Here is a 24537-nt window from a genome sequence, read left to right as displayed (position 1 = left end):
AGGTTCGTTTGTTACGGCGTCGCGCAATATGAACACAGCCACCCTCGCCTCGCTCGGCCTTTACTTCGCCCTGATGATCGCCATCGGGCTTTACGCCTGGCGAAAGTCCACCGCCGACAGCGAAGGCTATCTGCTCGCCGGTCGCAATCTGCCTCCCTCAGTGGCGGCGCTGTCCGCCGGGGCGAGCGATATGTCGGGTTGGCTGCTCCTGGGCCTGCCGGGCGCGCTATACGCGGCTGGGCTGGTCGAGGCGTGGATCGGGATCGGGCTGTTCGCAGGGGCCGTCGCAAACTGGTTCATTGTCGCGCCCCGTCTGCGTGAGCAGACCGAAAGCTATGGCAATGCGCTGACGATCCCGCAATTCCTCGCCAACCGCTTCCCGGACAAGGCGATTGCGCTGCGCGTGATTTCGGCGATCGTGATCGTGGTGTTCTTCACGGTGTACACCGCCGCGGGGCTGGTCGGGGGCGGCAAGCTGTTCGAGACCGCCTTTGCAGGCGCGCTGCCGTGTTTTGGCATGAGCGACTACATGCTCGGCATCGTGATCACCGCCGGGATCGTGCTCGTCTATACGATGGTGGGCGGCTTCCTTGCGGTGAGCCTTACCGATTTCGTGCAGGGCATCATCATGATGCTCGCGCTGGTCGTCATGCCGCTGGTCGTAATGTTCGGCAGCGGAGGCGATGCGGGCGGCTCGCTGGCCGAGGTGCCCGTGCCCGGCTTCCTGAGCCTGACCGAAGGGCTCACGGCGCTCGGCTTTATCAGCGCGGTGACGTGGGGCCTCGGCTATTTCGGCCAGCCGCATATCATCGTGCGGTTCATGGCGATCGATACGGTCGCGAAGGTCGCCCGCGCGCGGAATTACGGGCTGAGCTGGATGGCAGTGTCACTGGTCGGCGCGGTCGCAATGGGCCTCACCGGGCGCGCCTACGCGGAGCGCAACGGGCTGGTAGTGGACGACCCCGAGACGATCTTCATCATCCTGTCGGAATTGCTGTTCGCGCCTGCGATCACCGGCTTCCTGTTCGCCGCGCTGCTGGCCGCGATCATGAGCACGATTTCATCGCAGCTGCTGGTGTCTTCCAGTTCGCTGACCGAGGATTTTTATCGGCTGTTCTTGCGCAAGCAGGCGAGCGAAACCGAAGCGGTCAATGTCGGGCGCATCTGCGTCGCGCTGGTCGCCATTGCCGCAATGGTGATTGCGAGCAATCCCGACAGCCAGGTGCTCGGCCTTGTGGCAAATGCGTGGGCGGGCTTCGGCGCGGCGTTTGGCCCGCTCATCATCCTCTCGCTGACATGGCGCGGAATGACCGGCGCAGGCGCGGTCGCCGGTCTGGTCACCGGCGCGCTGGTCGCAGGGCTGTGGATCGCGCTTGGCCTCAATGCAGACTTCATCGGCGGAGAGGGATTGTACGAGATCGTGCCGGGCTTCATCGCGGCATGGGCGGCAATTGTCTTCGTGAGCAAGGCAACACAAGGCGAGATGACCGGCGTCGCGGCGGAATAAACGTGCGCGCGCCTGTAACTTTTTAGGCTCCGAAGGCGAACTCCATCGTGAACGTGCCGGCGCTTTGCCGGCATATTTATTTGATCTGGAGTGCCTTTTCCCATGACCCGACTGTTCATACTCATCGCAACGATTGCGGCCGCCGTAGTCGGCGCGGTGCAATTGTCCGCCGCCGCCAGCACCGATGGCTGGCAAATATACGACGAGGCCGAGTTCATGGTCGCTCAGGGCAAAGGCAAGACCATTGTCGTCGATGTCTATGCCGACTGGTGTCCCACATGCCGCGCGCAGGCCCCGATCATGGATGAGCTCCGAACTGAGAAGCAAAGCGACGATGTGCTGTTCGTGAAGGTCGATTTCGACGAAGAAAAGGAATTCCTTCGCCAGCACCGCATTCCGCGTCAGTCCACCATCCTGGTGTTCGACGGCGAGGCCGAAGTCATGCGTTCAATCGCTCAGACCGACCGCACCCGTCTGCGCCAGAAGGTCCTCGGCGCGCTCTGACGCGCCGACCTTCGGAGATCAGGCTGTTTCATAATGCTCGTTAGTGCGTCCCTCTCATTCGTCGCCGGACTGGTGACGATCCTCAACCCGTGCGTGCTGCCGCTGGTGCCGATCCTTGTCGCATCCGCCCTCGGCAAGAGCCGGTTCGGGCCGCTGGCGCTGGCGGGCGGCTTGGTGACGAGCTTCACGCTGTTCGGCTTCACCGTGATCGCATTCGGCTATTCGCTCGGCATCAACGAGCAGGCCGTGCGCGTTTTCGCAGGAGCCATGCTCGCCGCAGCAGGTTTCATCCTGCTCGTGCCGCAGGCGCAGGCGGCGCTGACGGCGGCTGCCGCTCCGATTGCGAATTTCGGAAACCAGCGTCTGTCGCAGCTGAGCGGTGACGGTGCTGGCGGTCAGTACGCAATCGGCCTGTTGCTCGGCATCGTCTGGGCACCGTGTGTCGGCCCGACGCTCGGCGTCGCGATTGCCGCTGCGAGCCAGGGTGAAAACCTCCTCGGAAGCTTCCTGATCTTCCTAATCTTCGGCCTTGGTGTCGCCGCCTCGGTCCTTACCTTTGCCTATGGATCGCGCAAGGCACTGGGCGAGCGGCGCAAATCGATGCAGACGCTGGCCAAATACGGCAAACCGCTGTTCGGCGGGGCGCTGCTGGTGGTCGGGATGATGGTGCTGACCGGCTTCGACAAGGTGATCGAGATTGTCCTGCTCGATGCCCTCCCTGATAGCATCATCCAGTTCACGACCCGGTTCTGATCCCTCCGTCCTTTTCTGCGCGTCGCCAATCGTTCATACTGCGGCCCGTCTGGGAGAGGGAGAGCGACGATGAACGACACAGCCGGCCCGCGGATCACAGGTTTGGGAGGCGTGTTTTATGTCGCCGCCGATCCCGAGGCGACCCGCGCGTGGTACCGCGATATGCTGGGCATAGACGGCGAATACGGGCCGCAGCTTGCCTGGTCGGATGAGCCCAAGCCCAACCCTTACTCGCTGATCAGCCATTTCAAAGACGATCAGTACATCAAGCCAGGCAAAGGCGGCTTCATGATCAACCTGCGCGTCCACGACCTCGATGGATTTTGCAAACAGCTGAAAGCCAAGGGCGTGAAAGTGCTCGACAAAGCCGATGAAGGATACGGCAAGTTCGCATGGATACTCGACCCCAACGGAGTGAAGATCGAGCTTTGGGAACAGGTGGCCGAGGAGCTGCCTTGAACGCCCGCCAAACCGTGCACCCTTAGTGTTTCGTTAACCATGAATCGGCGATACTCTTGCGCATGACGCATTTCGCCATCCGCTGCTCTTGGCTTTCGCGGCACACAGCGCTGCTAGTCAGTGCCTTATTGTTGGCCGCATGCGGGGGCGCGGTCCCGCAAGCGTCGTCTGGCCGGACGTCGAGCGACATGCCTCCGCCAAGCCGGATCGCCTCGACGCCGCCGCGAGTTGCGGGCTCGCAGTGCATTGCTGATTTGCAGGCCGCAGGCGCACGGTTCTCTGCCCTCCCGGATTCCTACACAGGGCCCGGATGCAACAAGATCGGCACCGTGCAGCTCTCGGCGCTCGCAGGCGACGGGTCACAATTCGGCATTACCAATATCGGCCCTGTCCAATGCCAGACTGCGTCCGCGTTCAGCGCTTGGGCGCGGTTTGGTGTCGACCGCGCGGCTCGCCAGATCCTTGGCAGCCCTCTCGCGCGCATCGAGACGATGGGCAGCTATGCCTGCAGGAACATCGCGGGATCCGGTCGCCGATCAGCCCACGCCACTGCAGGCGCTATCGATGTATCGGGTTTCGTGCTGGAGGATGGTCGCCGGATCACCTTAAGCGGCGACTGGGACGGCGGCAGCCGCGCCGAAAAGCGCTTCCTCAGAGTGGTGCATGAAAGCGCCTGCAAAAGGTTCGGCACCGTGCTCGGCCCGGATTACAACCGCGCCCATGAAGATCACTTCCATCTGGAAGGGACAGGCGCGAAATTCTGCCGTTAGGCCCGGCGGTCAGGCGCGTATAGCTGGCTCAAGCTTCGCCTCGAGCCGCAGCCGCACGGCGTCCGCCGCATGGCGTGCACCCAATTTCTGCATCATGTTCGCGCGGTGAATTTCGACCGTTCGCGGACTGATATCGAGCCGCCTTGCGATAACCTTGTTGCTGCTGCCTTCGGTCAGCCAGTCAAGCACTTCGCGTTCACGATTGGACAGATTGGCGATCCGCTCGCGCGCCTCGATCATCCGGCGCCGCGCGGTTCCGAACACTTCCGCTTCCTTCTCGATCCGCGCAAGGCACCGTGCCACCCGGTCTGCATCGAGCGGCAGAGAAAGGTAATCGAGCGCTCCGGCTTTTATCGCCTCGACGATCCTTCCAGGCCGGGGCTGCGCTTCGACCGCTATCAGCGGCAGCCAGATACCAAGCCTGCTAAGGCGTTCGAGGATGACTGCAACGCCGCCTTCCTCGGCATTGTCGCGCGCGATGATGATCCCTTCGCGCGGAGGATGCGAGGACAGTTCCGACAGGTCGCCGTAGACCTCCGAATGGTGGCCGAGCGAGAATCCCACCCGCGCCAGCTCCGCGCGATGACGGCTGGATGAATCGATGAAATGAAGAGAAGCCTTGCGTGACATGCCGAAGGTGAAACCACGTAAAACATCCGTGATCACGTCGGACCTCGACCATTTTCGAGTAAAACTGGCCACTGAGCAGAAAACAGAATGCGAGCATATGGAATTCCGCCAAAATATCATCCAAAGTGGAGATAACTCATGGGCGAGACGAGGCTCACCTGCGCCGAACGGTGACTATTCCTTCGGTTCGAACGTATATCCGGGCAGCGAATGGAAGGCCGATTTGAGCGCGTCGCCCCAGCCCGAAGAGATCGAATTAAAGTATTCGTCCTCCGCCGTAACTCGGTGTTCGTGAGTTGGCGCGAACTTGTCCTTCTCGATGACCAGCAGGTCTAGCGGAAGCCCAACCGAAAGGTTCGCCTTGAGCGTGGAATCGAACGAAACCATGAGCAATTTCACGGCGTCCTCAAAACTCATGTCTCGGTCGTACCCACGAATGATGATCGGGCGTCCGTATTTCGTTTCTCCAATCTGGAAGAACGGCGTGTCCCAGCTTGCCTCGATGAAATTGCCTTCGGGATAGATCATGAAGAGCCGCGGTTCCATGCCCGCGATCTGGCCGGCAACGATCATGGAAGCGGTGAAACGCCCCTTCCCCCTGTCGCCATTGGCGGTCTGACGTTCCTCGATCGTGCTGCGCAGCAGCTTGCCGATTTCGCTGACGACGCTGAACATTGTCGGGCCGTTCAGCAGGGTCGTTTCGCGTTCGTCGGGTTCCTTGGTGCGTTCTTCGAGTTTACTGACGACAGCCTGCGTCGTGGCGAGGTTGCCCGCAGTCATCACGGCGATCATCCGTTCACCGGGCACCTGCCAGCTGAACATCTTGCGAAACACCGAAATATTGTCGACGCCCGAATTGGTGCGGGTATCGCTCATCAGGACAAGCCCTTTGTCGACGATCATTCCGACGCAATATGTCATAAGGTCTCTCCGGATGATGGCGCAGGGATCGCATGCTGTCGCTGCTGCCCTATAGGTTGTTCTTAAGAAGCTGACGCCTTTGCAGCACGCCGGCGAACAGACAATCGCTTATTGCTGTGACTGTTCCTGCTCAATCTGTTCGTGCTGCTGCTCGACTGAGATATCGACTGTCAAGCGATCTTCCGAAGTGCCGAAGCTGATCCCGGTAATCGGAGCGGCATCACGATAATCGCGCCCCGTCGCTACCCGGACATAGCGCGGATCGGGACTGATCCCGTTGGAGATGTCGAAGCCAACCCAGCCGAGCCCATCGACATGCGCCTCGGCCCAGGCATGGCTCGCCTCTTGGTCGATGCGGTCGTTCATCATCAGGTATCCGCTGACATATCTGGCCGGGATGTCTGCCGCGCGCGCCGCACCGATGAAGATATGCGCGTGGTCCTGACACACACCCTGCCCGGCTTCGGCGGCTTCTTCGGCAGTTGTGGAGACGTGCGTGGTGCCCGTTTCATAAGCGACTTGCCCGCGAATGCGCGCAGACAGGGCATGCAGATATTCAAGCTTGTCGCCATCCTTGCGGTCGGCCAGATCTCGGATCAGCGCGCGCACTTTCGGCCCCGGTTTCGTCAGGCTGGTCTGACCGAGGAAACTCCAGAGCGGCAAATGGCCCGAGTGACGCCCGATAATGCCGCCTTCATCTTCGGTTTCGACCGTCCCGCTGCACGTGACAGTGACCTCGCTCGCGCCCGCTTCGACCGAGACCAGCGTTACCGTGTTGAAATGCTGGTCGTCATACTCAAGCTCGGCATGCGCGTTGGTGTAGCTCATATTCCAGTCGATGATCCGCTGGCCCTGCGTTTCCTTGGGCGTCAGGCGGAGACGCTGGAGCGCGTGAACGACCGGCTCCCTGAACTGGTAAGTGGTCGTATGGCGGATCGAAAGTCTCATGACTGGAACCGGTAATCTTCGGCGATGGCGTGCGCGATCGCGGCGTTGCGGGCCATGAAGTCGATCAGGAATTCGTGGAGGCCCTGCTCGAGAATCTGATCGACCGTGATGTCGCTGATATGCATGTCGGCAGCGCGCATCAGCTCGTTGCTCGACCCTTCCTGTCCGTGCAGACGCGCAAGCGCAGCGAGATTGTCCCTCAGCGCGCCGCGACAAAACGCAAGACTACGCGGGAAACGGTCATCGAGCACGAGAAACTCCACGATACCGCGCGCGTCGATCTGGCCGGCATTGAGCCAGCTGTAGGACTGAGCTCCGGCGACGGAGCGCAGCACCTGGTCCCATTGCCCTGAATCGAGGCTCGATCCGACATAGGAGAGCGACGGAAGCAGCAGGTAATATTTCATGTCGAGGATGCGCGCGGTGCTGTCCGCGCGCTCCACGAATGTCCCCGCATGCGCGAAATGAAACGCTTCGGAGCGCAGCATCGACCCATCGAGAGCGCCATGCACGCGCATCCCTGCACGGCGAATAGTGCCGACCACATCGCCGATCGCCCCGCGACCCACGGGGCGCGCCAGCAGTTCGTCTAGTCGCATCCAGCTCTCGTTGACGGCTTCCCAGACGTCGCTCGAAATCGTGGTCCGCGCGAGCCGGGCATTGGTCCGCACCGCTTCAAACATCTCGCGGACATTGGTCGGGTTCGCCTTGTCACGCAGGATGAAGTTCCAGGCGGTCATCCCGTCGTAATTGTCATGCTTGGCTTCGTAATTGGACTTCTGCCCGATCGTCGAAATAACCGACGCCCATTCTTCTTCGGCAGAATCGGTCCCGCGAGTAAGCGACATGCGCAGACCGGCATCGAGGAGGCGCGCGGTGTTCTCCGCCCGCTCAAGATAGCGGAACATCCAGAACAATCCGTTGGCGGTCCGGCCTAACATGATGTCTCTCCGGCCATCAGTCTTTCAGCACCCATGTATCCTTGGTGCCGCCGCCCTGGCTCGAATTCACGACCAGCGAGCCTTCCTTCAAGGCGACGCGCGTGAGCCCTCCCGGCGTGATATCGACACCGTTCGGGGACACCAGAACAAAGGGGCGCAGGTCGACGTGGCGCGGGGCGAGCCCTTTCTTCGTGAAAATCGGGCAGGTGGACAGCGACAAGGTCGGCTGCGCGATGTAGTTTTCCGGGCTCGCCTCGAGTTTCGCGCGAAAGGCCTTGATCTCTTTCTTGCTGGCGGTCGGCCCGATCAGCATGCCGTAGCCACCCGATCCGTGGACTTCCTTGACCACCAGCTCCTCCAGATTGTCGAGGACGTTGGCAAGACTGTCGGCATCGGCACAGCGCCATGTTTCGACATTGGGCAGGAGGGGCTTCTCACCGGTGTAGAATTCGACGATTTCCGGCATGAAGGAATAGATCGCCTTGTCGTCGCAAATGCCGGTGCCCGGTGCGTTGGCGATGGTGATGCCGCCCGAACGGTAAACATCCATGATGCCCGGTACGCCGAGCATGCTGGACGGTTCGAAGGTCAGCGGATCGAGATAATCGTCATCGACCCGGCGATAAAGCACATCGAGCGGTTTGTAGCCGCTGGTCGTGCGCATCTGGACCAGTCCGTTCACGACCCTCAAATCGCTGCCCTCGACGAGCTCCGCGCCCATCTGGTCGGCAAGGAAGGCGTGCTCGAAATAGGCTGAATTGTAGATGCCCGGCGTCAGCACCGCGACTGTAGGCTTCGCGCGGCCGCTATCCTTGAAAGCTGGCGGCGCGCTCGCGGCGAGCGAGCGGGCGAGGCGGCGCGGATAATTTGAAACGGTCTCGACCGGTACTTCGCTGAACAGGTCGGGGAACATGCTCATCATCGTCTCGCGGTTCTCGAGCATGTAGGACACGCCCGATGGCGTGCGGGCATTGTCTTCCAGCACGAACCATTCATCCGGCCCGGTGCGCACCAGGTCGATACCGACGATGTGGGTGTAGATACCGCCCGGCGGTGTGAAGCCGACCATGTTGGGCAGCCACGCATCGTTCTGACGAAAGAGCCGTTCGGGTACGCGGCCCGCGCGGATGATCTCCTGACGGTGATAGAGGTCGTAAAGGAAGCTGTTGAGCGCTCTCACCCGCTGTTCGATACCGCGCGTGAGCCGCCGCCATTCGCCCGCGCCGATAATCCGCGGCACCATGTCGAACGGGATCAGCCGCTCCTCGGCTTCGTCTTCGCCGTAGACGTTGAAGGTAATTCCCGTCCGGCGAAAACTGTCATCGCAATCTGCGCTCTTCTGGCGCATCCACGCGACTTCCTGTTCATCGTACCAATCGCAATATCCGATGTAGGGCGCACGAGTGTTGCCATTCCGGTCGAACATCTCGTCAAAGTTGTCGGATGGCCCGGCCATCAATCCCCCGGTTGGTTGGATGAGAATCAGTGCACCGTACCCGTCACGGCGCAAAAGAAAAGGTCGGGGTACTAAAGGATCAGCAGCGCCTAAGTTCCGACAAAACCGCCCGGATTGCCTCCGGTGAGTAGGAAAAGCCCATATGCGTGCAGCGCAGCGCGATCGCGCGGTCGCGTTCGCCGGGATATCCGGCGGCGCTGCGCGGGGCGATTGCGCCGTCGTTCGGGCTCCACAGCGCCACGGTTTCGACCGGAGGCTTGACGGCGAAGTCGCCTTCGACCGGCGGCTTGTCGACGCGGTGGCCGGTCACGAATTGATAGACGCGCCACACATTGTTGGCGCGCGGAGAGCCCGAAAACGGCGTCCCCATGGTGATCACCTTGCTGACATGCTCGGGCTGGCGCTTGGCCAGTTCGCGCGCATAGAGCCCGCCAAGGCTCCAACCGAGCAGCACCGCAGGCCGTTCATAGCGCTCGTGAACCTCGCTCAGGCGGTCGGCCAAGCGGTCGAGCGTCGTGTCGCTCGGACCCCAGTTCCAGCCCAGTTTCCAGCGCTTGGTCTTGTGCCCGGCGCGCTCGATCTGCCGCGCCATGTACCGCATGCGCGACGCGCTTGTGGCAAATCCGGGGAGGATCAGCACTATCTGCGGGGTGTCGCAGGCTTCGACATCGAGCGTGCGGAATGGCCGGCGAAGCGGCTCTGCGAGATGCTGCAACTCTGCCGCCATCCGCCACCATGCAGGCCGCGACACCGGTTCGGGCTCGGGCTCCCTTGCAAGCTCGATACGGCGTGCAAGCTCGCCGTCGCCCAGCGGAATCCGGGGCAGCTTCGGCAGATCGGGAAATCGCTCGCGCTTGCTCATCGGCCAGGCAGAATAGAGTGTCGCCGTGAATGACCCATGAAATCATCCATGTCGCGCGCGCAGCCTGCCCTCGAAAGCGCGCGGATCAGGCGTCGCATTCCCCGATCCGCTCCTGCACGAGCTTCATTTCCATCTTGGCGTTGCCGAGTTCATCCATGTTGCCTTCCGACATGACATTCATCTCGGAGCGGGTGGGCGAAACGGTGCCGGTCATCGCGATCTGCATTTCGCCCTGCCCTTCGGCGCTGCAGGTCATCGCCATATCGACATCCGTATCGTCGATATTGAGCTTGCTGATGGTGCAGCTGTCGTCCTGCCCCTCCTGCAACGCCTCACCAAAGCCCTGCTCCGCCATTTCCGGCGTCAGGCAAAATTCGAAGGTATTGCTCATCGAAGAGGCCATCATGTCCTGCATCTGCGGCGGGGCGCCGGGTATGTCGGCGCTCACGAAAGTCATCGACGCGCGGTATTTGCCCGGCTCCGGCCTGATCGTATCGCCAGCGGCCTCAGCCAGAGCGCGCGCTTCGCTGGCGGTCACGGTTCCATCGCCATCGGTATCGGCGTCCCCTCCGGGGCTGCCACAGGCAGTCAGGGCAAACGCTGCGATCGCGGGCGCGGCAAAATATTTCATTGAAATCCTCCAGAATTGACGGGCCGCTCGGCAATCGGGCCTGATTGAAATGCGTGAATTGGTGCCGATGCGACTTGTGTTTTGAGAGGAGGATAGGCGCACGCTCGCGCGCTCGCAATGCGCCTTTCGACCATGCGCCTCTCAGCGATTGCGAAACGCCGCTGTTGCTCCCATATCACCGCCATGTCCGAACTCGTTATCCGCCGCGGTCTGGAAGAACCCGACACCACCGGCGATTTCACGCCGCACCGTCCCGACCGCCCCGAAAAATCCATGCCGGGCAAGAGGTTCGAACTGGTTTCCGATTACAAGCCTTCGGGCGACCAGCCGACAGCGATCGCGGAGCTGGTGGCGGGCGCGCGCGATAACGAACAGACCCAGACGCTGCTGGGCGTCACCGGGTCGGGCAAGACCTTCACCATGGCCAAGGTGATCGAGGAATTGCAGCGCCCCGCCCTGATCCTGGCGCCGAACAAGATCCTCGCCGCGCAGCTTTACGGCGAGTTCAAGAGCTTCTTCCCAAACAACGCCGTCGAATATTTCGTCAGCTATTACGACTACTACCAGCCCGAAGCCTACGTCCCGCGCTCCGACACCTATATCGAGAAGGAATCGAGCGTGAACGAGGCGATCGACCGGATGCGCCATTCGGCTACCCGCGCATTGCTGGAACGCGATGATGTGATCATCGTCGCCTCGGTGTCCTGCCTGTACGGTATCGGATCGGTCGAGACCTATTCGGCGATGATCTTCGACATCAAGAAAGACGACACCGTCGATCAGCGCGAGATCATTCGCAAGCTCGTCGCGCTGCAATACAAACGCAACGATGCCGCCTTTGCGCGCGGGAATTTCCGCGTGCGCGGCGACAATCTCGAAATCTTCCCGTCGCACTACGAAGACATAGCGTGGCGGATCAGCTTCTTCGGTGACGAGATCGAGGAAATCAGCGAATTCGATCCGCTGACGGGCAAGAAAGGCGCTTCGCTCGACACGGTTCGGGTCTACGCCAATTCGCACTACGTGACGCCCGGCCCGACAATGAAGCAGGCGACCGAGGCCATCAAGTTCGAGCTGCAGGAGCGGCTCAAGGAGCTGGAGGCCGAGGGCAAGCTGCTCGAGCACCAGCGGCTGGAACAACGCACCAATTTCGATCTCGAGATGATCGCGGCGACCGGAAGCTGTGCAGGGATCGAAAACTATTCGCGCTTCCTCACCGGCCGCCTCCCCGGCGAGCCGCCCCCCACGCTGTTCGAATATCTGCCCGAAAACGCGCTCCTGTTCGTCGATGAAAGCCACCAGACGGTCCCGCAGATCGGCGCCATGTCCAAAGGCGACCACCGGCGCAAGATTACGCTCGCCGAATACGGGTTCCGCCTGCCATCGTGCATCGACAATCGCCCCTTGCGCTTCAACGAATGGGACGCGATGCGCCCGCAAACCTTCGCGGTCAGCGCCACTCCGGGCAATTGGGAGATGGAGCAGACCGGCGGCGTTTTCGCCGAACAGGTCATTCGCCCGACCGGTCTGATCGATCCGCCGGTGGAGATCCGCCCGGTCGAAGACCAAGTGCAGGATTGCATCCAGGAATGCCTCGCCACCGCAAAAAAGGGATACCGCACGCTAGTCACCACGCTGACCAAGCGGATGGCGGAGGATCTGACCGAGTTCATGCACGAAGCGGGCGTGAAAGTGCGCTACATGCACTCGGACGTCGAAACGCTGGAGCGTATCGAGCTGATCCGTGATTTGCGCATGGGAGTGTTCGATGTGCTGATCGGGATCAACCTGCTGCGCGAGGGGCTGGATATCCCGGAATGCGGCCTCGTCTGCATTCTGGATGCGGACAAGGAAGGGTTCCTGCGCTCGGAGACATCGCTCGTCCAGACCATCGGGCGTGCCGCGCGCAATGTCGATGGGCGCGTGATCCTTTACGCAGACAGCATCACCGGCAGCATGGAACGCGCGATAGCGGAAACCGACCGCCGCCGCGAAAAGCAGAGGGCGTATAACGAAGAGCACGGCATCACGCCGCAGACGATCAAGCGGGACATTGCCGATATCGTCGCAGACACAGCATCGCAGGACGGCGTCACAGTCGATATCGGCGATGAGGAAACCAACAACCTGGTCGGCCATAATCTGCGCGCCTACATCGAAGACCTCGAAAAGCGGATGCGCGACGCGGCGGCCAACCTCGAATTCGAAGAAGCCGGACGCTTGCGCGACGAAATCCGCCGGCTCGAAAACGACGAGCTGGGATTGCCGGAAGACCAGAAGAAAGCACCAAAGGTCGGCCGGTCCGACGCAGGCAGGCCCGGCACGCGCAAGACTCGCTATGGCAAGACCCGGTACAAACGGATGGGCGGTAAGCCGTAAATTCGGATCGGAAGGCGTTTGACGAGCTGTGGCCGATCTTTGTCGCAGCAGGCTTGGCGTTCTCGCGGCAAAGCGCAATTGTGCTGCCGGGAGGACTAGCACATGAAAACCTTCGATCTCGATCCGGATGGCAAAAGGCTGCCGATCCGGATCGACGAGACCAGCAATGGCGAATTTCTGCCCATCAGCCTTACCCCGGAGCAACACCTGACAAACCGGATCGCGCATGAAAGCGCGAGCGAGAATGCCCGGCGATTGGGCCTTGGGAGACGCGCATTCCTAGTATCGAGCGCAGGTGCAGCGGCGACACTCGCGGCCTGCAATTCGGCGAATCCCGGTGCCGGGGGCAGGTATGCCCTTCCCGAAGAGGCCGGTCTTGATCAGGCCGCAGCCGACAGCGTTCTTTCGGGAGATGAGTTCATCTTCGATGTTCAGACACACTGCGTCGATCCATCGGGGGCGTGGCGAACCGGAAAGGATGGTCAAATCTGGGACCAAGTCCTGCGCCGGGCTTTCGGACAATATGCAAAATGCGATGGCGACGGGTTCGAGTGTTATTCCGCACAGACCCTGGCCAAGGAAGTCTACCTCGACAGCGACACCGATGTGGCGGTCGTCTCCGCCCTTTGGGGCAGCCAGCAAAGCAACCCCACCCCGACCCACTACGCAGCCGAGGCGCGTGAAATCGTCGAAGCGATCGGCGGCGATGGCGCACGTTGCCTGATCCACGGAGGCTTGCTGCCCAATGATCCCGGCGACCTCGAAGCGATGGAAGCCAAAGCGCGCGTGCATAAGGTGGATGCCTGGAAGATGTACCCGCAATGGGGTCCGGAAGGGCGCGGGTTCTTCCTCAACGAAAGCGATCTCGCCAATTCCGCTTTCGAGGAGGCAAGGCGGCTCGATGTCCGTACGATTGCAGTGCACAAGGGCGTACCGCTCTATGGCCTTGAATATGACTATTCCGATCCCCGCGACATGGGACCGGCCGCGCGCGACAATCCCGACCTCACATTTCTGGTCTATCATTCCGGGTTCGAACCCGGCCGTACCTTGGAAGGGCAGTACAATCCGTCCGATCCGAAGGGTATCGACCGCCTCATAAAAAGCCATCAAGATGCAGGCTTTGGCCCGAATGAGGGCAACCTCTACGCAGAATTGGGATCGACTTGGCGGTATTTCATGGGACGACCTGAGGAGGCTGCGCATGTCATCGGCAAGCTGCTCAAGTATTTCGGGGAAGAGCGGATAATGTGGGGCACTGACAGTATCTGGTTCGGGAGTCCGCAGGATCAGATCCAGGCCTTTCGCGCCTTCGAGATTAGCGACGAATACCAGGAGCGCTATGGCTATCCGGCGCTGACGGATCGAGCGAGGCGCCGCATCTTCGGACTGAACGGTGCAGACGTTTACGGGATCGACATAGACCGCGCCAAAGCCTCTCGCGAATTGCTTGAGCGCCGGGCAGAGCGCCGCGGCGAGCGCAATCCCAGCTTCGCTACCTACGGGCCGAAAACCCGCCGCGATTTCATGAACCAGTGGCGCGATCATCGTGGGCGACCGGGTTGAACCGCTTGCCAAGTCCCACACGACGGCTCTAGCGCCGCCCGCTATGAAACGCTTCATGCCGCTGCTTGTGCTGGTCCCGATCTTCGGATGCAAACCGCCGCCGACCGATGCCGATCTTGCGCGCGACATGCCGCCACCGCCGGAGACGTTCGCGTCCGAGCCCCTACCCTCGCCGGAGACCGAAGGCGCGGTGTGGGCGCGATCGGCGGAAGAGGGACGGATCATTTACGGCATTCCGGGTAAGCCCGCGTTGCTTGCGCTCAGCTGCGTTGAAGGCGAACGCGAGGATGATGCCGGGACCATGCGCATCATCCGCCTGGCAAAGGCGGACGAAGGGGCGCAGGCGCTGCTCGCGCTGATCGGCAACGGAGCGATTGGCAGGATCGCAGTCGATGCGACCGAGATCGGCAATCGCAGTGTCTGGCAGGGCGATCTCGCCGCCTCCGACACCGCATGGGAACCGCTGGCCGGGCCGCGTAGCATGACAGTTACGGTGCCCGGCGCCGGGATCGTCTCGGTCAATCCGAGCCCGCTTCCCGAGCAGCTTCTTGGCGCATGCCGCGCTTCCGCGCAGATTACTGAGCCTGCTCCACCAGCAAGTCAGGAGTGAGCACCTGAGGCAGTTGCTCGGGCTCGTCGCCTTCTGCGGCATACCACAGGTAAAGCGGCACGCCCGCGGCGCCCCGATCGGTCAGGAACATGGTGATTTCCTCGTCGCGCACCGTCCAGTCGCCGACCATGGTAATGACGCCCGCTTCCTCGAATGCCGCGCGCACGGCCTCGCGCTCGATGGCGACGCTTTCGTTGACCTTGCAAGTGACACACCAGTCGGCGGTGAACCACAGGAAGACCGGCTGGCCGCTTGCGCGCGCCTCGGCAAGCGCTTCATTGCTGAAAGCGATCGGCTGGTGGATCGATTCCGATGGCTGCGAACCGGGTGCGGCGTAGCTGGATGGAAGCGCGAAAGCTCCGAAAATCAGGAATGGTGCAGCGACCAGAGCGAATGCCGGCCACGCCATCTTGCCCGCTTTCTGCAGGCGTCCGACTACGCCAAGCGCAAGGACGATCCCGAACAGCATTACGAGCGCGAACAGACCGAAGCCTCGCCCGCCCAGCTGCACCGTCAGCCAGATCAGCGCGAGCGCAGTCAGGCCCATGGGGATCGCCATGATCTTGCGAAAGGTCTCCATCCAGGGCCCCGGCTTCGGCAGCCTGCTGCGCAGCGCCGGAACAAACCCGATCAGCAGGAATGGCAGGGCGAGCCCCAGCCCCAGCATCGCGAACAGCATCAATGCGAGCCCGGTCGGGAGCAGCAATGCGGCCCCGAGCGCCGCTGCCATGAACGGCCCCGTGCAGGGCGTCGCGGCAAACGCTGCGAGGAGCCCGGTCGCAAACGCACCGCCCGGCTCTCCGCCCTGCGTGAACGACAGCGAAGGCAGCTCGAACAGGCCGGCGAAGTTCACCGTGATGACAGTCGCCAGAACCAGCAGCACGATAACCACGCTTGGCTCCTGCAACTGGAATGCCCAGCCGACCTGCTCGCCCGCTGCCCGCAGCGCCAGCAGCAGCGCACCAAGCCCCACGCATGCGAGCACGACGCCCGCTGTGTAGGCCAAACCTTCGCTCCGCGCCTTCGCTTCGCTCTCTGCAGCGCGGGCCAGCGACAGGGCCTTGAGGCTCAGTATCGGGAACACGCAGGGCATGATGTTGAGGAGCAGACCGCCCGCGAGCGCGCCGAGGATCAGCGTCCACAAAGGCGGCGTCTCCATGCCGATCGGGCCAGCGATAACGTCTCCTCCGGCAGGTACATCTCCGCCCATCGCTTCGAAACGCACGCCTGCGCCGTCTCCGAATGCAAGGATGCCTTCGAGCGCGCCGGCCTCTCCTGTTCCGAATTCATCGAGCGGTATCTCGGCGATCAGCGTGTCGTCCTCGCGCATGAACGTCTGTACCGCCGCGTAATCGACAAGCCGCTCATTCGCGACGAAGACATGCGGCTGGGGAAGATCGACCGCCGCGGGAAGCGGGACGGCGATGCGCAGGCGGGCACCGGTGATCTCGAAAGCGCCCGTAGCATCCAGCAGAGGCGCAATCTCGGCCCGCCAGCGCGTGAACTCACCGCCCTGCCCTGCGCTCAGCACAGCGTCCTGCGGCACGCACACACGGTCGGTGCAGGCAAGATATTCGACGAAGCCCGTTACGTCGGGTAGTCCCTCGATCTCCGCGTCCGCTGGCACCGTCACCGGCACGAGCACGGCATAAGTGCCTTCGTAAATGTGGTTCATCAGCCCGCTGATCAGCAACCGGTCGGGCACGGGATAAAGCGCCTCGCCCATCTCCCACCCTTCCGGCAGATCGAGCTGCAGCATCATTCCCTGCCCGGCATCCCCCGGATTGGACCAGTATCCGTGCCATTCCGGCGCGCTGGGCACGAAGCGGAGCGCGAGCATCCATTCCTCGCCCGCGACCGGCAATCCATCGGCGACCAACTGGACTGAAATGTTGTCATCGCCATAGCGCGCGGCGCGCGCCTCATCCTGCGCCGATACAGGAACGGCAATCAGCAGCATTGCGGTGCACGCAATAAGCCATGCAGCGAAATGACGGATGGCAGGGTGGAACATTCTTGCCTCGGACACGGCGAACCCTCTAGGCACTTGAGCCTATCTTCGCAATGAACGCGAACACACGGATGCAAAGATGATGAACGACACTCGCGATCTCCTGATCCTCGGCGGCGGACTGGTCGGCATGACCCTGGCGCTAGCGGCAGCGCGGCAGGGCATGTCCAGCCATGTGATCGACCGCGCCGATCCGGCAGACCTCACCGCAGAAGGGTTCGATGACCGCGCCACCGCGATTTCCACCGCGAGCTGGCACCTGTTTCGCAATATCGGCATTGCCGAGGGGCTGGAAGAGTTCGCCTGCGACATCGCCAGCATCGCCGTCACCGATCAGAACCTTCCCGGTCGCCTCGATTTCCAGCCAGAACCGCATGAAGGCACGCTGGGCCGGATGTTCCCCAATCGCCGCCTGCGCCTCGCTCTGTTCGAAGCGGCAGCGGAGGAGCCGCTCATCAACTGGGTGTCGAAGGCCGAAGTCCTCGAACGCCAGCGCAGCGAATTCGGCGCGGCGGCGGTCATCTCGCGCGAAGGAGGCGAGCCGGAAAAGCTGAAAGGCCGCTTGATGGTCGGCGCGGAAGGGCGCGGATCGCCCACGCGCGATGCGGCGGGCATCACGATCGCGAAATGGGATTACAAGCACCGCGCTGTCATCGCCGGGCTGACCCATTCGAAACCGCACGGCAATGTAGCGTGGGAAATCTTCTATCCGGCAGGGCCTTTCGCGCTGCTGCCGATGAACGACGATGCCGACGGTACGCACCGGTCCTCGCTGGTCTGGACCGTGTCGGAAGAAGACGGGAAAGCCGTTACCAAGCTGGGTGACCGGGCGTTCCTCGCCGAAGTGCAGAAACGCATGGGCGACGTGCTCGGCGAAGTGACAAGCGTCGGCGCGCGCTCTTCATGGCCGCTTGGATTTCATCACACGGCCAAGATCACGGGTGAGCGGCTCGCGCTGATCGGGGACGCTGCGCACGGCATTCACCCGATTGCGGGACAGGGTCTGAACCTCGGCCTGCGCGATGCGGCGGCACTGGTGGAAGTGCTCGTGGATGGCGCGCGCATCGGGCTCGATCCCGGCGATGCGCAATTGCTCAAACGCTACGAGAACTGGCGCGGGCTCGACAGCTTCATGGTCGCGCTCGCCACCGATGGACTGACGCGGCTGTTCGGCGTTCCCGGCAAGACAGCAAGCGCGATCCGCCGGCTCGGCATGGCAGGCGTTCAGCGCAGCGGCGCGCTCAAGACGTTCTTCATGGACGAGGCGCGCGGGGTATCGGGCGACCTGCCCGAGCTGCTCAAAGCGTAAAGCGGATTACTCTTCGCCGGACGTGCCGACCGGGCTCGGCTGGTTGACGCGGGTGCCGGTCCCATCGCGCAAACCGCTTTGATCGAGCACCGCAGCGGTCTCGATATTCTCAAGCGCTGCCATTGCGTCGCGAAACCGTTCCGCATCGGCGATCCAGCCCGCGGCCTTTTCGGCACCCGGCATGTTGCGGATCTCATCGATGGCATTCTGGTAGCGGCCCTGCTCCAGCGCATAGCGCGCCCGCTCGAGCCGGCGTTCCGGCTGCGGGGAAGGCGTGCTTTCGCGGCGGATTACGAACAGCTGGCTGAGCTCGCGCTGAAGCGCAGCCCATGAAGGCCCCTCGGTCGTCTCCGCCAAGTCCGGCCCCAACCCTTCAAGCCGCGCGAGCAATGTATCGAGGCGGATAGGCGGGTCGATGCGCGAAAAATTGATGATCGTGTTCACTGCATTGGGGCGCTCGTCCCCGAACCGCAGCCTGAGCTGATCGGCGAGATAGCCGAGCTCCGCCCCGCGTTCCACCGCGCGCCGCGTGGCAAAGGCGATGAGCAAGCCTTCGGCGCGGGCCGCATTTCCTGCTGCCGCCTGCGACTGCAGATCGAGCCGGGCAAGCCGCTGTTCGGCCGCGGCCAGGCGCTGATCCAGGCCGCCCTGCTGCTCGGCCAGGCCGCTCACGGCCTCTACCGCTTCATCGGCATTTTCCGGCTCGACAGATTCGGACAAAGGTGTGGGCGATGGTGAATTCAGCGGGCTTGGCGAGGCCGTGGGGCTCGCCGCCACCTGCACGGGCTCTCTTTCGGCCACGCTTGCCGCGCGCTGCTCTGTCGCATTGTACCACACGACATAGCCCACGAGCAGGCCGCCCAGTATGAATGACGCGATCCCAGCCAGCCAGACCCCCTTGCCAGAGGATGGCTTTCGCCGGCTACCGTATTTCGATTCCATCGTATCCCAGTCTTTGACCCATGGCGCGCCCCACCCGGCGCATACGTCCCGTTCGCATTACTGGCACAATGCTTTCACCATTGCCAGCAGTGCCGCATCGTCGGGGTTTTCGGAAACGTGGATAGCGCCCCATCCCTTGCCCGCAGCTGAAGCGATCCGCGGGCCGAGAGCCGCGATTTCATAGTCACCGCGATCGAGTTCCAGCCGGTCGCATTCGGCGGCAAAATGCGTCGCTGCCACTGCCGAGTGGAGCAGTATGATGGTTCGCTCTCCCCATTCGACGAGCGCGCGTTCGAGAGGCAATGCAACGCTTTCATAGGCGATCACGGTCTCGATCGTGATGTCAGCGGGCGCATCGAGCGGCACGTGCTGCGCGCCCGCTATCCGCAGCAATCGCGCCGGTGCCGCAACCGCATCGAGCACATTCTGCAAGCCGCCCGTGCCGACCGATCCGACGGTAAACCCCGCCTCGCGCGCAGCTTTTTCCGTGGTCTTTCCAACGGCATGGACAGGCTTATCGAGAAACAGCTGCAATTGCTCACCGCCATGCCGGATCGCATTGGCGCTTCCGATCAACAGACCATCGATGCGCGCCGGGTCGCGCGCCTGCCATGGGCGCGCGCGAATTTCGAACAGGGGCACTCCGGTGATGGGCAAGCCCATCGCTCGCCCGGCATCGATGGTGGAGGCCATCCCTTCTCTGGGCCGGATCGTGATAATCCGCGTCACTGGCCGGAATTGAACAATTGCCGAATATTCTCGCCCGCGCGGGTCAGCAGGTCATCGGCCAACGCCTCGACCGGAGCGTGGTCGCCTTTACTAAACTGCACAGTCCCCTCGACCCTTTCGCTGCCATCCTCGCTGAAAAGTGCCGCCCGCATGGTGAGCGCACCGCCATCCGCCTCGCACAGCACCGCCACCGGGCTGTGGCACGTCCCGCCTAGCTGGGCAAGCAAGGCCCGCTCCGCTTCGAGCTCGCCGCGGGTCTGCGCGTGGTCGATGGCGGCAAGCGCGGCGGTCGTCTCGGCATCGCCGGCGCGGCATTCGAGCGCGATGACGCCCTGCGCCGCCGCAGGAATCCAGGCGCCTGTATTCAGCGGATTGCCGACATCCGATTGCCCAAGCCGTTCAAGCCCCGCTGCCGCCAGGAATGTCACATCTGCCTCGCCAGCCTCAAGCTTTCCGAGACGCGTCGCAACATTGCCGCGAAACATCACGACTTTACAGTCAGGCCTAAGATTGAGCAGCTGCGAAGCGCGGCGCGGCGCGCTTGTCCCGACAATTGCCCCTTGCGGGATCGCGTCGATGCTGTCCGCCCCGACAAGCGCATCTCGCCGATCTGCGCGCGGGAGGAAGGCAGCAAAGTGAAACTCGTGCGGACGGATTGTCTCGACATCCTTGGCCGAATGAACCGAGGCATCGATGCGCCCTTCGGCGAGCCAGACGTCCAGTTCCTTGGTCCATAGCGCCTTGCCGCCAATTTCTGCGAGCGGGCGGTCGAGCACCTTGTCGCCGCTTGCCACGACAGGGACCAGCTCGACCTCATCCTCGCTCCAGCCGTGCGCGGCGCACAGCCGACCCTGCGTTTCCACCGCCTGCGCCATCGCCAGAGGCGAATTGCGCGTCCCCAAACGGATTTTGGGCCGCATCGCGTCGCCCCCTGCTTGTGCATTACTATTCATCGCTGCGCTTGCCCTAGCCCGCACAGTGATTAAGTGAAAGCGCGATGGGATCGGATGCGAAAATTGTCCTCGGTATTGAATCGAGCTGCGACGAAACCGCCGTCGCGCTGGTGGCGAGCGACCGCACGATCATCGCTCAGCGCACCGCTTCCCAGGAAGAGGAACACGCGCCCTATGGCGGCGTGGTGCCCGAAATCGCTGCGCGTGCGCATGCCGAACGGCTTGCGCCCATGCTTGAGGCGGTGATGGATGATGCCGGAATGAAGCTGGCCGATGTCGATGCGATTGCCGCGACCGCCGGTCCGGGCCTGATCGGCGGAGTGATGGTCGGCCTCGTCAGCGGAAAAGCTCTGGCGATGGCGGCGGACAAGCCCTTGCTCGCGATCAACCATCTCGAAGGGCATGCTCTGTCCCCTCGCCTCGCGGACGAAACGCTGGAGTTCCCCTATCTGCTCCTGCTGGTATCGGGCGGGCATTGCCAGATTTTGAGCGTCAAGGGCGTCGGTAAGTACCGCCGTCTCGCAACGACGATCGACGATGCGCTGGGCGAAGCGTTCGACAAGACTGCAAAGATACTCGGCCTCGGCTATCCGGGCGGGCCTGCGGTGGAGAGACTGGCGCGCGAAGGCAATCCGGACGCAGTGCCGCTGCCCCGGCCTTTGAAGGGCAGCAAAGAGCCGCATTTCTCCTTTGCCGGGCTGAAAAGCGCGGTGATGCGCGCGGCGCAAAGCGGCGAGCACAGGCACGCCGACATCGCCGCATGTTTTCAGCAGGCCGCGGTCGATTGCCTCATCGACAGGCTTGAGCACGCGCTGGCCGAGACAGGGCGCCTGCCCGCGCTCGTCGTGGCAGGCGGAGTTGCCGCGAACCAGGTGATCCGCGCCGCATTGGAAGAATTGGCTGCGACGCATTCGATGCGCTTCGTAGCCCCACCCTTGGCGCTCTGCACCGACAATGCGGCCATGATCGCATGGGCGGGCTGCGAACGGCTGCCATTGGGCGAAAGCGATCCACTCGATCTGAAAGCGCGCCCGCGATGGCCGCTCGACCCGGAGGCGGAGAGCGTTCGCGGCGCAGGGGTGAAGGCATGAGCGAGCGGGAAATTATCGGCGTAATCGGCGCAGGCGCATGGGGCACCGCACTTGCGCAAATGCTCGCCAGCGACGGGCGAGACGTGGTGCTGTGGGCGTATGAGCCCGAAGTGGTCGAAGCGATCAATTCCGCGCACCGCAACCCCGACTACCTTCCGAGCGCCCAACTGTCCGAAACCATCCGCGCGACCGGCGACCTGTCCGAGGTTGCCGATCTCGATACGGTGCTGTGCGTAACCCCGGCCCAGGTGCTCGGCACGGTGCTCGGCCAGATGCCGAAATCGCCGCGCGACCTCGTTCTGTGTTCAAAAGGTATCGAAGCGGGCTCCAAGCGGCTGATGAACGATGTTGCGCGCGGCGCCTGCTCTGACAGCGCCATCGCGGTTCTTTCCGGCCCTACCTTTGCGCACGAAGTCGCCGCGGGGCTGCCGACCGCGATCACGCTCGCCTGCGAAGGGGGACGCGAGCAATGGGACCGCCTCTCGCCCAGCATCGCGCGGCCCGCCTTCCGGCCGTATTACACCGACGATGTGACCGGCGCGGAAATCGGCGGGGCGATCAAGAACGTGCTCGCGATTGCATGCGGCCTCGTCGATGGGCTTGAACTAGGCCAGAACGCCCGCGCCGCGCTGATCGCGCGCGGCTATGCCGAGATGCTCCGCTTCGGCGAGGTCATGCGCGCGCGCGCCGAGACATTGAGCGGCCTGTGCGGCCTCGGCGATCTGGTGCTCACCTGCTCCTCCACCTCGAGCCGCAATTTCTCGCTTGGCAAATCGCTCGGCGAAGGCAGCAGCGCCGCGGATCTGATGGCGGACCGCCGGACCGTGGCAGAGGGCGCGCACACCGCGCCGGTGCTGGCCGAACTGGCGCAGGACCGAGATATCGCGATGCCGATCGTCACCGCGGTCAACGCCATCCTTTCCGGCGACAATCCGCGCGAAGTCGTCGCCGGGCTGCTCGCTCGCCCGCTAAAGGCGGAACGCGGGCAATGACCGCTCCTCCTGCTCAGCCCGAACCCGCCAAGGGCGGCGACGATATGGCGACCCTTGCCAAGGGCGGGCGCACCAATACGATGGGTTTCGTCATCCGCGCGCTGGGCGGCATCCCGTTTCTTTTCATCGGCTATCGGCTTTACGGGGTCGAGGAAATGGGCCGCTTCGCGGCCGCTTTCGTCATTATCGAGATCTTCGCGCTGATCTGCGCGCTCGGCGAAAAACGCGGGCTCGCCCAGCGCCTGACCGAAGGGACCGAGGAAGAGGGCGTTCCGCAAACCAATCTGGTCTTCGACGGGATGCTGACCTCTTTCCTGTTCTCGCTGGCTGCGTGCGCGCTGTTGCTGGCATTCCCGGTGATCATTTTTCCAAGCGGGACCAACAGTCCGTTCGATATCTGGATGATCGCGGCGATCCCGGCATTCGCGCTCACCGAAATCCTGCTCGCCGCGCAGGCGTACAAATACGACATCGCCACGACCGTCCGCGCCCGCGCCATTACCGAGCCGTGGACCAAATCGATCGCGGTCGCGGCGATCTTCTTCATACCGGTGGTGAGCGAGGGCGGGCTTGCGCTCGCTTACGTGACAGCGATCTACGCCGCGCTGGCGACCGCGCTGTGGTCGTTCCTGAAAACCTATGGATGGCCGAAGGGTTGGCGGCCACGCCCGCGCTATCTCGGCAAGATGACAGCGCGCGCTCTACCCCTGATCGGTGCCGATGTGATCGAACGCGGCACAAGACTGCTCGACGTCTTCCTGCTCGGCCAGTCCGCATCGGCAGGCGCGGTTGGCATCTACTTCTTCGCCAAGGAAGTCGTCAGCGTTCCGCAGAAGCTCAAGACCAGTTTCGAACCGATCCTTTCGCCCGTCATCACGAAGAACCTGAAAAGCGGCAATTACGCCGCGATCGCGAGCCAGGTGCAGAAGGTTGGCTTCTGGATCATCGCGCTGCAGCTCGGCATCGCGCTCGCGCTCGTCATTCCGGGGGAAGCGGTCATGGGCCTTGGCGGACCGGCGATTGTCGGCGGCACAGGCGCGCTGGCGATCCTTCTCGCCGCCGAGGTCGTCGCATCCATGGCGGTCGTGTCGGAAAGCGTGCTGGTCTATATCGCGCGCAAGCGGAACCTCGCAATCTCCGTCGGGATCATCGCGCTGCAGGGCGTGCTTACCGTTTCGCTGATCCTGCTGGCCGAGCGTCTTGGGCTGAACGAAGGGTTCAAGGCAGCGGGCGCGGCGCTTGCTTTGTTCATCGCGCTGCTCACCTCCAGCCTCGTAAAGGCGCTGGTGCTGAAGATATTGCTGAAAGCGCCGGTCGGCAATCTGCGGCTCGCGCTGTTCTGGGCGAGCGCGCCCGCGATCATGGTCGGGATCGGCTTCACCTTCCTTCCCGAATGGGTCGAACTGGTCTTTGGCGTGCCAGCGATCCTCGCGGTCTATCTTGCGGTGATCTGGAAACGCGGCTTTTCGGCTGACGAGAGGCAGCTTTTCAGCCGAAAGGTTGTCGCGGTCGAGACCGATGAACCGACCGCGGAAAAGGCCGCCTGACGCGCCAGCCACGCGCGCCGCATTTC

Annotated in this window: 23 protein-coding genes; 12 read left to right on the top strand and 11 right to left on the bottom strand. The window is 62.9% G+C overall.

Annotation, left to right across the window (positions count from 1 at the left end):
* Positions 1-28: 28 nt before the first annotated feature.
* The 5 genes from putP (at position 29) to IB285_RS03120 (ending at position 3993) form a co-directional block, all read left to right on the top strand.
* Complete coding sequence (putP, locus tag IB285_RS03140) at positions 29-1507, top strand: sodium/proline symporter PutP (RefSeq protein WP_190786806.1); 1479 nt, start codon at positions 29-31, stop codon at positions 1505-1507.
* A 102-nt stretch (positions 1508-1609) separates the two neighbouring features.
* Entirely contained in the window at positions 1610-2011 is a 402-nt protein-coding gene (locus tag IB285_RS03135) for a thioredoxin family protein (protein WP_190786805.1), read from the top strand.
* A 33-nt stretch (positions 2012-2044) separates the two neighbouring features.
* A complete protein-coding gene (locus IB285_RS03130) occupies positions 2045-2764 on the top strand; it encodes a cytochrome c biogenesis CcdA family protein (RefSeq protein ID WP_190786804.1) in 720 nt (239 codons plus the stop codon).
* Between the two features lie 69 nt (positions 2765-2833).
* On the top strand, positions 2834-3223 hold the full coding sequence (locus tag IB285_RS03125; protein WP_190786803.1) for a VOC family protein: 390 nt from the start codon (positions 2834-2836) through the stop codon (positions 3221-3223).
* Positions 3224-3354: 131 nt separating this feature from the next.
* Entirely contained in the window at positions 3355-3993 is a 639-nt protein-coding gene (locus IB285_RS03120) for an extensin family protein (RefSeq protein ID WP_407925597.1), read from the top strand.
* Positions 3994-4002: 9 nt separating this feature from the next.
* Here IB285_RS03120 and IB285_RS03115 read toward each other — a convergent pair whose 3' ends face one another.
* The 7 genes from IB285_RS03115 to IB285_RS03085 form a co-directional block, all read right to left on the bottom strand.
* A complete protein-coding gene (locus tag IB285_RS03115) occupies positions 4003-4659 on the bottom strand; it encodes a response regulator transcription factor (protein ID WP_328705839.1) in 657 nt (218 codons plus the stop codon).
* 138 nt (positions 4660-4797) lie between these two features.
* Complete coding sequence (locus tag IB285_RS03110) at positions 4798-5544, bottom strand: proteasome-type protease (RefSeq protein ID WP_190786801.1); 747 nt, start codon at positions 5542-5544, stop codon at positions 4798-4800.
* A gap of 108 nt (positions 5545-5652) precedes the next feature.
* Entirely contained in the window at positions 5653-6492 is an 840-nt protein-coding gene (locus IB285_RS03105; RefSeq protein WP_190786800.1) for a transglutaminase family protein, read from the bottom strand.
* Positions 6489-7433 (bottom strand): alpha-E domain-containing protein, encoded by a 945-nt coding sequence (locus IB285_RS03100; protein ID WP_190786799.1) that lies wholly within the window; start codon positions 7431-7433, stop codon positions 6489-6491. Before IB285_RS03100 ends, IB285_RS03105 begins: the two co-directional genes overlap by 4 nt.
* Before the next feature lie 16 nt (positions 7434-7449).
* Complete coding sequence (locus tag IB285_RS03095) at positions 7450-8889, bottom strand: circularly permuted type 2 ATP-grasp protein (RefSeq protein ID WP_190786798.1); 1440 nt, start codon at positions 8887-8889, stop codon at positions 7450-7452.
* A gap of 79 nt (positions 8890-8968) precedes the next feature.
* Positions 8969-9751 (bottom strand): esterase/lipase family protein, encoded by a 783-nt coding sequence (locus IB285_RS03090; RefSeq protein WP_190786797.1) that lies wholly within the window; start codon positions 9749-9751, stop codon positions 8969-8971.
* An 85-nt stretch (positions 9752-9836) separates the two neighbouring features.
* A complete protein-coding gene (locus tag IB285_RS03085) occupies positions 9837-10382 on the bottom strand; it encodes a DUF3617 domain-containing protein (RefSeq protein ID WP_190786796.1) in 546 nt (181 codons plus the stop codon).
* A gap of 183 nt (positions 10383-10565) precedes the next feature.
* On the opposite strand from IB285_RS03085, the gene uvrB reads away from it, so the two are divergent.
* The 3 genes from uvrB (at position 10566) to IB285_RS03070 (ending at position 14937) form a co-directional block, all read left to right on the top strand.
* The gene (gene uvrB / locus IB285_RS03080; protein WP_190786795.1) at positions 10566-12761 is read left to right on the top strand and encodes an excinuclease ABC subunit UvrB; all 2196 of its coding nucleotides are present in this window, start codon (positions 10566-10568) and stop codon (positions 12759-12761) included.
* A 102-nt stretch (positions 12762-12863) separates the two neighbouring features.
* Positions 12864-14327, top strand: a complete 1464-nt coding sequence (locus tag IB285_RS03075) for an amidohydrolase family protein (RefSeq protein ID WP_190786794.1) — start codon at positions 12864-12866, stop codon at positions 14325-14327.
* Between the two features lie 43 nt (positions 14328-14370).
* A complete protein-coding gene (locus IB285_RS03070) occupies positions 14371-14937 on the top strand; it encodes a hypothetical protein (protein ID WP_190786793.1) in 567 nt (188 codons plus the stop codon).
* Here IB285_RS03070 and IB285_RS03065 read toward each other — a convergent pair.
* On the bottom strand, positions 14903-16966 hold the full coding sequence (locus IB285_RS03065; RefSeq protein WP_328705838.1) for a protein-disulfide reductase DsbD family protein: 2064 nt from the start codon (positions 16964-16966) through the stop codon (positions 14903-14905). The two genes, IB285_RS03070 and IB285_RS03065, sit on opposite strands and share 35 nt — an antisense overlap.
* Before the next feature lie 64 nt (positions 16967-17030).
* On the opposite strand from IB285_RS03065, the gene IB285_RS03060 reads away from it, so the two are divergent.
* Positions 17031-18257: an FAD-dependent monooxygenase gene (locus IB285_RS03060; RefSeq protein ID WP_190788966.1), complete on the top strand. Its 1227-nt coding sequence runs from the start codon at positions 17031-17033 to the stop codon at positions 18255-18257.
* Positions 18258-18263: 6 nt separating this feature from the next.
* On the opposite strand, the gene IB285_RS03055 is transcribed toward IB285_RS03060, so the two are convergent.
* The 3 genes from IB285_RS03055 to hemC are packed head-to-tail and all read right to left on the bottom strand — an operon-like array spanning position 18264 to position 20848.
* Positions 18264-19199 (bottom strand): hypothetical protein, encoded by a 936-nt coding sequence (locus IB285_RS03055; RefSeq protein WP_190786792.1) that lies wholly within the window; start codon positions 19197-19199, stop codon positions 18264-18266.
* A 57-nt stretch (positions 19200-19256) separates the two neighbouring features.
* Complete coding sequence (locus IB285_RS03050; protein ID WP_190786791.1) at positions 19257-19892, bottom strand: uroporphyrinogen-III synthase; 636 nt, start codon at positions 19890-19892, stop codon at positions 19257-19259.
* Positions 19893-19924: 32 nt separating this feature from the next.
* Complete coding sequence (hemC, locus tag IB285_RS03045; protein ID WP_190788965.1) at positions 19925-20848, bottom strand: hydroxymethylbilane synthase; 924 nt, start codon at positions 20846-20848, stop codon at positions 19925-19927.
* A gap of 77 nt (positions 20849-20925) precedes the next feature.
* Between hemC and tsaD the strand changes: the two genes are divergently transcribed.
* The 3 genes from tsaD to IB285_RS03030 are packed head-to-tail and all read left to right on the top strand — an operon-like array spanning position 20926 to position 24511.
* Complete coding sequence (gene tsaD, locus IB285_RS03040; protein ID WP_190786790.1) at positions 20926-21972, top strand: tRNA (adenosine(37)-N6)-threonylcarbamoyltransferase complex transferase subunit TsaD; 1047 nt, start codon at positions 20926-20928, stop codon at positions 21970-21972.
* Positions 21969-22964, top strand: coding sequence for an NAD(P)H-dependent glycerol-3-phosphate dehydrogenase (locus IB285_RS03035; RefSeq protein WP_190786789.1), 996 nt, complete (start codon positions 21969-21971; stop codon positions 22962-22964). The genes tsaD and IB285_RS03035 overlap by 4 nt, the downstream gene beginning before the upstream one ends.
* Positions 22961-24511, top strand: a complete 1551-nt coding sequence (locus tag IB285_RS03030) for a lipopolysaccharide biosynthesis protein (protein WP_190786788.1) — start codon at positions 22961-22963, stop codon at positions 24509-24511. The genes IB285_RS03035 and IB285_RS03030 overlap by 4 nt, the downstream gene beginning before the upstream one ends.
* Positions 24512-24537: the final 26 nt, after the last annotated feature.

It is taken from the genome of Erythrobacter rubeus, assembly GCF_014705715.1.
Classification (GTDB): domain Bacteria; phylum Pseudomonadota; class Alphaproteobacteria; order Sphingomonadales; family Sphingomonadaceae; genus Erythrobacter; species Erythrobacter rubeus.
Note: the sequence above shows the minus strand (reverse complement) of the source record. Positions and strands in the feature narration are given on the sequence as shown.

Excerpts from the sequence above, each read along its gene's own strand:
- putP (WP_190786806.1), top strand. The coding sequence starts at position 29 with ATGAACACAGCCACCCTCGCCTCGCTCGGCCTTTACTTCGCCCTGATG.
- IB285_RS03135 (WP_190786805.1), top strand. The coding sequence starts at position 1,610 with ATGACCCGACTGTTCATACTCATCGCAACGATTGCGGCCGCCGTAGTC.
- IB285_RS03130 (WP_190786804.1), top strand. The coding sequence starts at position 2,045 with ATGCTCGTTAGTGCGTCCCTCTCATTCGTCGCCGGACTGGTGACGATC.
- IB285_RS03125 (WP_190786803.1), top strand. The coding sequence starts at position 2,834 with ATGAACGACACAGCCGGCCCGCGGATCACAGGTTTGGGAGGCGTGTTT.
- IB285_RS03110 (WP_190786801.1), bottom strand. The coding sequence starts at position 5,544 with ATGACATATTGCGTCGGAATGATCGTCGACAAAGGGCTTGTCCTGATG.
- IB285_RS03105 (WP_190786800.1), bottom strand. The coding sequence starts at position 6,492 with ATGAGACTTTCGATCCGCCATACGACCACTTACCAGTTCAGGGAGCCG.
- IB285_RS03100 (WP_190786799.1), bottom strand. The coding sequence starts at position 7,433 with ATGTTAGGCCGGACCGCCAACGGATTGTTCTGGATGTTCCGCTATCTT.
- IB285_RS03095 (WP_190786798.1), bottom strand. The coding sequence starts at position 8,889 with ATGGCCGGGCCATCCGACAACTTTGACGAGATGTTCGACCGGAATGGC.
- IB285_RS03090 (WP_190786797.1), bottom strand. The coding sequence starts at position 9,751 with ATGAGCAAGCGCGAGCGATTTCCCGATCTGCCGAAGCTGCCCCGGATT.
- IB285_RS03085 (WP_190786796.1), bottom strand. The coding sequence starts at position 10,382 with ATGAAATATTTTGCCGCGCCCGCGATCGCAGCGTTTGCCCTGACTGCC.
- uvrB (WP_190786795.1), top strand. The coding sequence starts at position 10,566 with ATGTCCGAACTCGTTATCCGCCGCGGTCTGGAAGAACCCGACACCACC.
- IB285_RS03075 (WP_190786794.1), top strand. The coding sequence starts at position 12,864 with ATGAAAACCTTCGATCTCGATCCGGATGGCAAAAGGCTGCCGATCCGG.
- IB285_RS03070 (WP_190786793.1), top strand. The coding sequence starts at position 14,371 with ATGAAACGCTTCATGCCGCTGCTTGTGCTGGTCCCGATCTTCGGATGC.
- IB285_RS03060 (WP_190788966.1), top strand. The coding sequence starts at position 17,031 with ATGAACGACACTCGCGATCTCCTGATCCTCGGCGGCGGACTGGTCGGC.
- IB285_RS03055 (WP_190786792.1), bottom strand. The coding sequence starts at position 19,199 with ATGGAATCGAAATACGGTAGCCGGCGAAAGCCATCCTCTGGCAAGGGG.
- IB285_RS03050 (WP_190786791.1), bottom strand. The coding sequence starts at position 19,892 with ATGGCCTCCACCATCGATGCCGGGCGAGCGATGGGCTTGCCCATCACC.
- hemC (WP_190788965.1), bottom strand. The coding sequence starts at position 20,848 with ATGCGGCCCAAAATCCGTTTGGGGACGCGCAATTCGCCTCTGGCGATG.
- tsaD (WP_190786790.1), top strand. The coding sequence starts at position 20,926 with ATGGGATCGGATGCGAAAATTGTCCTCGGTATTGAATCGAGCTGCGAC.
- IB285_RS03035 (WP_190786789.1), top strand. The coding sequence starts at position 21,969 with ATGAGCGAGCGGGAAATTATCGGCGTAATCGGCGCAGGCGCATGGGGC.
- IB285_RS03030 (WP_190786788.1), top strand. The coding sequence starts at position 22,961 with ATGACCGCTCCTCCTGCTCAGCCCGAACCCGCCAAGGGCGGCGACGAT.